General features: G+C 72.5%; 5 protein-coding genes. 3 read left to right on the forward strand and 2 right to left on the reverse strand.

Features of this window, described 5'->3' with window-relative positions; translation table 11 throughout:
- Positions 1-232: 232 nt before the first annotated feature.
- On the forward strand, positions 233-1,657 hold the full coding sequence (locus tag QHF85_RS49235; protein WP_281334498.1) for a sigma 54-interacting transcriptional regulator: 1,425 nt from the start codon (positions 233-235) through the stop codon (positions 1,655-1,657).
- A gap of 8 nt (positions 1,658-1,665) precedes the next feature.
- A complete protein-coding gene (locus QHF85_RS49240; protein ID WP_281334499.1) occupies positions 1,666-2,355 on the forward strand; it encodes a hypothetical protein in 690 nt (229 codons plus the stop codon).
- On the opposite strand, the gene QHF85_RS49245 is transcribed toward QHF85_RS49240, so the two are convergent.
- Both QHF85_RS49245 and QHF85_RS49250 read right to left on the reverse strand, forming a co-directional pair.
- Positions 2,333-3,694, reverse strand: coding sequence for a tetratricopeptide repeat protein (locus QHF85_RS49245; protein ID WP_281334500.1), 1,362 nt, complete (start codon positions 3,692-3,694; stop codon positions 2,333-2,335). The genes QHF85_RS49240 and QHF85_RS49245 overlap by 23 nt on opposite strands.
- Positions 3,695-3,696: 2 nt before the next feature.
- A complete protein-coding gene (locus QHF85_RS49250; RefSeq protein ID WP_281334501.1) occupies positions 3,697-6,468 on the reverse strand; it encodes a protein kinase in 2,772 nt (923 codons plus the stop codon).
- A 155-nt stretch (positions 6,469-6,623) separates the two neighbouring features.
- On the opposite strand from QHF85_RS49250, the gene QHF85_RS49255 reads away from it, so the two are divergent.
- A complete protein-coding gene (locus QHF85_RS49255) occupies positions 6,624-7,247 on the forward strand; it encodes a hypothetical protein (RefSeq protein ID WP_281334502.1) in 624 nt (207 codons plus the stop codon).
- The last annotated feature ends 130 nt before the right edge of the window (positions 7,248-7,377 follow it).

Below are 7,377 nucleotides of genomic sequence, written 5' to 3' on the forward strand. Positions count from 1 at the left end.
TTCGCGCAGTCGATGCCCAGAGGTCCAGGGCTGGCCCTGGTTCGGGTCGAGGGGCGAACAGCCCCCGCGGGGCCCGGGGCAGCGCCCCGGCGCGGCGGCTCCCGCTTCCGACGACTTCTCCGTCCACCCCGTGGATCCCGGGTGAACGTGCTCGTCGCCCCCACCCCCCTGACGCACCGCTTCCTCCGGCCCTCGTTTTCTCGTACCCTCGGCCTTCGGAGATCACGACAGGATGGGTCAGGCGGATCGGGAGGAGCAACGAGGGACGCTCGAGCTCGTGGTGTATGCCGCGGGAGACGAGGCCGCGGCCACCGTCCTGCCGAATTCGGGCAGCGTCACCATCGGGCGCGGCGAGGGCAACGACGTGCGCATCGACGATGCGTCCGTCTCGCGCCGCCACGCTGTGCTCCATGTTGGGCCTGTCCTCCGTATCGAGGACAAGGGCAGCGCGAACGGCACGTTCGTGCGCAAGAGCGAGGACAAGGTCAGCGCCGTCGAGACGCGCAGGGTGCATCGCGCGCCGGGCGAGACGTTCTTCGTCGAGCTCGGGGATTGCATCGTGCTCGGCTCCGTCATCGCCGTCGTCCGGCGCGCGCGGCACGAGGAAGGGCCGAAGGCGGCCGACGAGGGGCGGCGCAGCGGAGGGGGCCGCGTGATCGTCGAGGATCCCGGGATGCGCGCGCTGCACGAGGAGGCGCGCAAGGCCGCGGGGTCGCCGTTCAACGTGCTCTTGCTCGGCGAGACCGGCGTCGGCAAGGAGATTTTGGCGCGCGCGATCCACGAGGCCTCGCCGCGACGGGGGAAGCCGTTCGTGGCCGTGCACTGCGCCGCGCTCAGCGAGACGCTGCTCGAGAGTGAGCTCTTCGGCCACAAGAAGGGCTCGTTCACCGGCGCCACCGAGGACAAGAAGGGGCTCTTCGAGGCTGCCGACGGCGGCACCGTGCTGCTCGACGAGATCGGCGAGCTTTCGCCGTCGGTGCAGGTCAAGCTCCTGCGCGTGCTCGAAGATCGCGCGGTCTTGCGGATCGGCGCCGTCACGCCCCGGCCCGTCGACGTGCGGTTCATCGCGGCCACGAACCGCGATCTGGAGGCCGAGGCCCTGCGCGGGACGTTCCGGCAGGACCTCTTCTACCGGCTGAACGGGATCACGTTCGTCGTGCCGCCGCTGCGCGAGCGGACCGCGGAGATCCCGAAGCTCGCGACGTTCTTCCTCGAAGACGCGTGGAGGAAGCTCGAGCGCAAGGGCGCGCCGTCGATCGCGAAGGAGGCGCGGGAGCTGCTCGAACGGCACGCGTTCCCGGGCAACGTGCGCGAGCTGAAGAACGCGATGGAGCGGGCCGCGGTCCTCTGCGCCGGCGACACCGTGCTGCCGGAGCACCTGCCGCCGCGGATCGCGCGACCGTCGGGGCCGCCTCACGCGCGGGTCGCCGCGCCGGATGCGGGGCCGCCCGTGGCCGTGCGCTCTGCGACGCAGCCGATCTCGGAGGACGACGTGCACGAGGCGCAGAAGCAGGTCGACGAGCGGCAGCGGATCCTCGACGCGCTGGAGAAATGCGCCCACAACCAGACGCGCGCGGCCGAGATGCTCGGGATCTCGCGGCGGACGCTCGTGTCCCGGCTCGAAGAGTACGATCTGCCGCGGCCGAGGAAGAGGTAGGGGGTCCCATGGCGGAACGGCGTCGCCTCTTCCATCGGGTGATCCTCGGGCTCTTCTGCATCGGCGTGCTGCTCGGCGCGTACGGGGACGGCGCGGGCGGGGACGGCGCGGGCGGCCTGGACGAGCGGGTGTCGCTGCGGCCCGAGACGCCGGCCGGCGGGGCGGGCGGCGGCGGCGATCTCTGCGAGGGCGAGCTCCGGCGCTGCAAGAACAACCCCGCGCAGCTCTGCGCCTGCGGGTACATCTGTCCCGACAAGGAGTGCCTGCCGGCCCCGCCGCACTGCGAGAAGGACACGGATTGTCCGAGCGGGGCCTGCGGCGGCGGCCGGTGCAGGTGCGGCCAGGTGCCCGCCGTCGACGAGTGCAACCCGCGCCAGCCGGACGGGCATACCTACACGTGCAGCGACGCGGGCTTCTGCGTGATGCTGCCCGATCAATGCGCGGAGGAAGGGACGACGTGCGGCGTGGACGGGGTTTGTCGCCGCTCGCAGTGCTACGAGCGTTGCGTGTCGGACGTCGATTGCCCCGCGAGCCTCGCCTGCAAGGCCAACCGCTTCTGCGGGCCCGCGCTCATCGCGGACGGCCCGCCGCCGGCGTATTCGTGCGCGGCGCGCGGCGGCGAGGCGGAGGGCCGAGGCGCGTGGCTGTTCGTGCTCGTCGGGATCGCCGCGGCGATCAGGGCAAGAAGCCGAAGGTGAGCTGAGGGAGCCAGAGCTGCATGAGGCCGTGCGCCGTTTGCAGCCCCTGTCCGGCCACGTCGGCCGTGGTCTCCGGCGCGCAGGCGACGCCATTGTCGCCCGAGGCGGGGCACGCGGCGAGCGCGTCGAAGGCGCGGCCATTGAAGACATTTCCTTGCGCCAGGAAAAGCGCGTAGCCGAGGGACAAACCCACGCGGACGCCGCCGAGCTTCGCCTCGATGCCGACCTCCGGCATGAAGAACGTCGGCGCCGTGCGGAGGACGGTGCTCGTGCCCGCGAACACGAGCGACGACGCGTTGCCGCGATCGTCGCGGCCGACGCCGCTCACCGGATCGGACGATTGCGCGGCGACGAGGCCGAGGGATCCACGGAAGACGGCGGTCCAGCGCGGGCTGAGGTCGAGCCGATACCCGACCGCCGGGCCCATGAACGGGCCGCGCAGCGAGAGCCGATGCGAGAGCGTGTAGGTGACGGTCGACATCCCGTCGGCGACCGGGACGTCGCGCGCGAAGGTGCGCTCGAACGTCGATTCCACCGAAAAAAAGCCGGTGAAGAGCTCGATGGAGACGTTGTTCGCCGTGATGTATCCGCCGCGCGCGCCCGTGAGGAAGCCGGTCGCGAAGGGGCAATGGTCCGAGCAGTTGCCCTCGGCGTCGCGCTCGGCATTGCTATCCATGGAGCTGCCGAGCGCGGGGCCGCCGAAGGCCTGGGCGAACCAGCCCTCCGAGCGCGCAGGGGGCGGGGGCGCCTGTTCGGAGTCGACCACGATGCGGAGGGATTCGCCGGCCGGCAGGTCGTGATCGAGCAGCACGGCCCGGCGGTTCACGCGCACGGTGTGGCGGCCGGCAGGCAGGTAGAGCGGGCATTCGCGCGGCAGGGCGCCGATTTCTCTTCCGTCGACGAAGAGGGAGCCCTCGCCGTCGACGACGTGGAGCGTGGCCACGAGGTCGCGCAGCCGACGCACGTCGTCGATGAGGGCTTTTTGCTCCTCGGGCGTGAGCTCGCCGCGAAATCGATCGAGCACCTCCTCGTAGAGCGGGATCGCCTCGGGCGCGCGGCCGAGCTTGTCGAGGCAAACGGCGGCGTTCTTCGTGTTCGATTTGCGCGGCAGGATGTCGCGGGAGGCGAGGTAGCGCGCGAGCGCCCGTTCGAGCTTGCCTTCGCCTTCGAGCGCGCGGCCTTCCTGGAAGAGCTTCTGCGCGTAGGCCTTGTCCGCCGGCGAGAGGTCGCGCGCGGGCGGGTAGGGGCCGCAGGCGGACGCAGCGCGCGCGAGGCCGAGCGCGGCGGCAGAGGTGAGCACCACGAGGCCGATGGCGAAGGCGTTTCGGGGAGCGCGCATCACTAGAATTCGTCGTCCGGTTTCGTCTCGGGGCCCTTCACGCCCGCCGGCGCCGCCGTGGAGGCCGCGGCGCCCGTCGCGGCCGGCGTGGCGGCCGTCTCCGGCGGCTCGGGCGCGCTCGCCGGGACCGTGGTCGACGTCGGGGACGCGGGCGCGGGCGAGCCCGCCTTCGGGATCGGGCCTCCGCCCGGCGCCACGATCGCGAACGCGGGCTGCGGCGCGGCGGTCGGAGACGCGCTCGTCGCGGGGTCGGGCTGCGTGGGCCTGGAGAGGGTCTTGCGGATGCGCTCTTCGAGGTCCTTGTTGAGCTCCGCCGTCGCGCGGACCTCTTCCAGGAGCTTGGCTTTTTCCTTGTCGTTCCGCTCGGCCTCGGCGCGCTCCTTCTGCTCGCGCTCGAGCTTCTCCTGGGCCGCCCGCTCCTCGGCGCGCACGGCCCGCACGTACCCGAGCCCGCCGACGACGATCGACGCCGCGACGATCGCCCCCGCCGTCGCCGCGAGCACCGTCCCCCGTCGCGCGACGCGCGCGCTCGTCTGGATGAACCGCTCGGCCGCCTCCGACAAACGGAGCGTGTTTCTCCGGACGAGCTCCTTCGCGAACTCGAGGCGTCGCCCTCGCCAGAGCGTCACGCTCTCCGCGTCGCGGGAGAAGCGCGCGGCGTCGCGCTCGATCTCCTCGGCGAGCATCCGATCGCCCTTCGCCTCGGCGATCCACGACGCGAGCCTTCCCCAGCGCGAGAGCAGCGCCTCGTGCGCGAGCGTCACCGCGGGCCCCGGCCCCTCGGCCGGCACCACGAGCCGCGCCTCGCCGAGCGCGGCGATCACGTGGCGCGCCCGCGGCCCCGCGATCGCCGCGAGCTCGTCCACGCTCATCACGCGCCGCGTCCCCTCGGCCGTCGTGAGCGCGAGGAGCACGGCACGCGTCGCCTCGATCGAGCCCTCCTCGGCCTGCTCCATCGACGCGAGCACCGCCTCGGCGTGCCGCTCGAGCGCACCCTCGACGCCGCCCACGGCCGCGAGCGCCGACCGCAAGAGCAGCTTCTTTCCCTTGTCGCGCGCGCTCCAGAGCTCGGTCAGCGCGAACTCGACGAGCGGCATCGCGCCGGCCGTCGCATCGATCCCCGCGAAGAGCTCCTTTGCGAGCGCCGCGTCCTCGAGCGCGTAGCCGTACGACGCGAGCGCGCGCTCCACGCTCTCGCGCCAGTACGTCGGGGAGAGCGGCTCCACTTTGCAGAGGCCGCGCGCCATCGTGTTGCCGAGATCCCCCATCGCGAGGAGCAAATGCAAGAGATCGCTGCGCGCCGCGACGATGGCGCGCACGCCGGGCAAGGGCTGTGCGCCGATCCGCACGAGCAGGGCCGCCGCTTCCTCGCGGCCCTCGCCCGACGAGGTGGTCACGAGCTCTTCGAGCTGATCGACGAAGAGCACGAGGCCCCGCTCCTCCTCGCTCGCGCGCCGGGCCATGGCCTCGTAGAGCGGGCCCGGCGCGAGCGTGGCGGCGTCCGGGATGAACGGCGCGAGCGCGGCGGCGATCGCGGCGCGTGGATCACGGCCGGGCTCTGCAATCGCCGTGTCCCACGCCTCGGGCCAGCCTACGATCCCGCCCTCGGCGAGCGCCGGCAAGAGGCCCGCGCGCGCGAGGCTGGATTTTCCGCTGCCCGACGGGCCGACGAGCGCGACAAGCCCGCGGCCGCGGCAGAGCTCGATCGCCGCGGCGACCTCGGGCGTGCGGCCGAAGAAGACGTCGCGGTCGCGCGCTTCGAAGCGGCGCAGGCCCCGGAACGGGCCCTCGTCCTCGTCGGGCAAGACGCGCGCGCGGCCCGCGAGATCCCGCCGGATCTGCTCGAAGTGGTGCGCGACCCACGAGGCCCGCGGAGGCCGGTCCTCGGTCCGCGGCGCGAGCAGGTGATCGATGAGCGCGGCGAGCGCGCGCGGGACGCCCTCGCAGCGCGCGGCGAGGGGCATCGGCTTCGTGTATCCCGCGAGCACGCCGGGATCGAGCGGGCCGCCGCCGCCGATGCGCTCGGCGGGCAGCGCGCCCGCGAGGCAACGGTGGAGCGTGACGCCGAGCGCGTAGAGATCACTCGCGGCCGAGGGCACCGCGCCTGCGCCGAAGACCGCGGGATCGATGTAGCCGTACGTGCCCGTCATGCGGTTCGACGAGAGCCGCGCGGTCGCGGCGAGCGCGCGTGGCGTGGTTCCATCGTACGGCCCCGCCGGCACCACATCCTCGACGGCCGCCGGGCTCGAGGACGCCGACGCGATGCCAAAATCGATGAGTTTGTACGCGCCGCCCGCCTCTTCGACGATGTTGCTCGGCTTGACGTCGCGGTGCACGAGGCCAGCGCCATGCACCGCGGCGAGCGCGGAGGCGATGGCCACGCCGACGCGCAGCGTCTCGTCGACGGAGAGCTTTCCTTCGGCATCGATGCGGTCTTCCAGCGATCGCCCGGCGACGTGCTCCATCGCGAGGCCCATGACCCCAGCCGCTTCGTCCACGGCGAGCGTGTAGAAACGCACGACGTTCGGGTGCTCGACGCGGCAGAGCGCGCGCGCTTCTTCGAGGATGCGACTCCGATCGTTCGCGTCCACGTGGAGCGAGAAGAGCTTGACGGCCGCCGTGCGCAGCTCCGCCTTGCCGTAGGTCTCGCGCGCGAGCCAGACGGGCGCGTAACCCCCCGCGCCGAGCTGCTCGACGAGGACGAAAGGTCCGATGCGCCTCTGCTCCGGGGGGCGCGTGATCAGGCTCGAGAGGGCCGGGTCGAGGGTCTCCAAGGGTCTTCGGGAACGAGCGCCGCACTCCGCGTCGATGGGGCTCGCCTGCGCCGAGGATGCCCGACCCGCGTCGAGGCGTAAAGGGAAGGCCCGTGAGGGAGCCTGCACGAGGCCTTTCCTTGCGTGCTCGGCGCGCGGTACCATCGCGATCGCCCATGGCATCGAAGCACTTCTTCGCGACCCTCCTTCGCCTCGTCGTGCCCTTCGCAGGTGTGCTCTCGTTCGCAACGCTCGGGTGCGTGGACAACACCGCGGGGGACATGGCGCTCGCCGAAGTGCAGAAGCTGCGGGCCGAGGCGCGCGCGACCGAAGCGCGGCTCGCAGCGCTCGAGGGGCGGCAGATGTACGTCGGGCAGCAGCTCTCCTACCTCGCAGGCGTCATCGGCGAGGTAGGGCGCGAGGCCGCCGCGCGGGCCGAGTCCGTCTCGCGCAAGCAGGACGAAGTCGGGCAGAACATCGAGCGGCTCGAGCGGACGGCGATCCTGGAGCGGGAGCGCGCGCGCGCAGCAGCCGATTCACCGCAGGCGATCGCAGCACGTGCGCAGGCGATGATCGAGGCAGGGCAGATCAAGGCGACGGTGAAAAATGGGCGGACGAAGCTCGAAGCGGTGGAGGGGGCCCCTCCGGCTTCGCCACCAGTTCCGTCGTCGCCCGCGTCCCCGTCGCCGACGACGAGGAGCCTGGAGCTCGAAGACCCGTGGGCCGCGCAGCGCAAGCCGCCCGCATCGCCGCCCGTGAAGCCGGGGGCGCGGCGGATGTCGGACGACCTCGGCTTCTAGCTGGCGCTTCGCTGGGGCTTTGCCCCAGGCCCCAGCAGGGGTTGTCCACCCCTGCACCCGGACCAGCGCAAGCGCTGGACTCGGGGTCGATGAACTGCGCGATGCGCAGTTCATCGAACGGGCCAGGTCA

Source organism: Polyangium sp. 6x1 (assembly GCF_029946515.1).
In the GTDB taxonomy this organism is placed as follows: domain Bacteria; phylum Myxococcota_A; class Polyangia; order Polyangiales; family Polyangiaceae; genus Polyangium.

Bases quoted from the DNA above. Each gene is read 5' to 3' on its own strand.
- QHF85_RS49235 (WP_281334498.1), top strand. From the start codon at position 233: ATGGGTCAGGCGGATCGGGAGGAGCAACGAGGGACGCTCGAGCTCGTG.
- QHF85_RS49240 (WP_281334499.1), top strand. From the start codon at position 1,666: ATGGCGGAACGGCGTCGCCTCTTCCATCGGGTGATCCTCGGGCTCTTC.
- QHF85_RS49245 (WP_281334500.1), bottom strand. From the start codon at position 3,694: ATGCGCGCTCCCCGAAACGCCTTCGCCATCGGCCTCGTGGTGCTCACC.
- QHF85_RS49255 (WP_281334502.1), top strand. From the start codon at position 6,624: ATGGCATCGAAGCACTTCTTCGCGACCCTCCTTCGCCTCGTCGTGCCC.